A 596-nucleotide genomic window follows, 5' to 3' on the forward strand; every position below is an offset into this window, starting at 1 on the left:
GGTTAAAAGAACGTGGCCTGGCTGGAGTGCGCCTAATTATCGGTGATAAATGTCTTGGGATGCTCGAATCCATTCCAGAAGTATTTCCGGATGCAAAGTATCAAAGGTGTACCGTTCATTTCTACCGGAATATATTCTCAGCCACTCCTCGTAATAAGATGAAAGAGGTCTCTATGCTGCTAAAGGCTATTCATTCTCAGGAGTGTAAAACATCTGCAAAGGAAAAGGCTAAACAAGTAGCTGAAAAACTCCGGGATATGAAATTAACTTCAGCAGCTAAAAAGGTCGAAGATGGAATCGAGGAGACCCTAACATACATGGATTTTCCCAGCCAACACTGGACTAGAATCCGCACCAATAATACCATTGAACGTCTGAACCGGGAAATTAAACGTAGAACCCGGGCAATTGGTGCTTTCCCTGATGGGCAAAGTGCTTTAATGCTTGTATGTGCCAGACTGCGACACGTAGCTGGAACCCAATGGGGTACTAAGCGGTACATGAATATGGAGCATCTGAAAGAATTGGATCTCCAGAGCCAGCCTGATATCATAGCCGGTTGACTACCGACTGCCTAACGGCCGAAATACAATTTG

General features: G+C 44.8%; 1 protein-coding gene. It reads left to right on the top strand.

All coding sequences use genetic code 11. The features are described 5' to 3' along the window. A partial coding sequence (locus ACYVD3_RS23620; RefSeq protein ID WP_460644961.1) for an IS256 family transposase occupies nt 1–563 on the top strand: 563 nt, incomplete at its 5' end. Nucleotides 564–596: the final 33 nt, after the last annotated feature.

This window comes from Lacrimispora brassicae, from assembly GCF_054772055.1.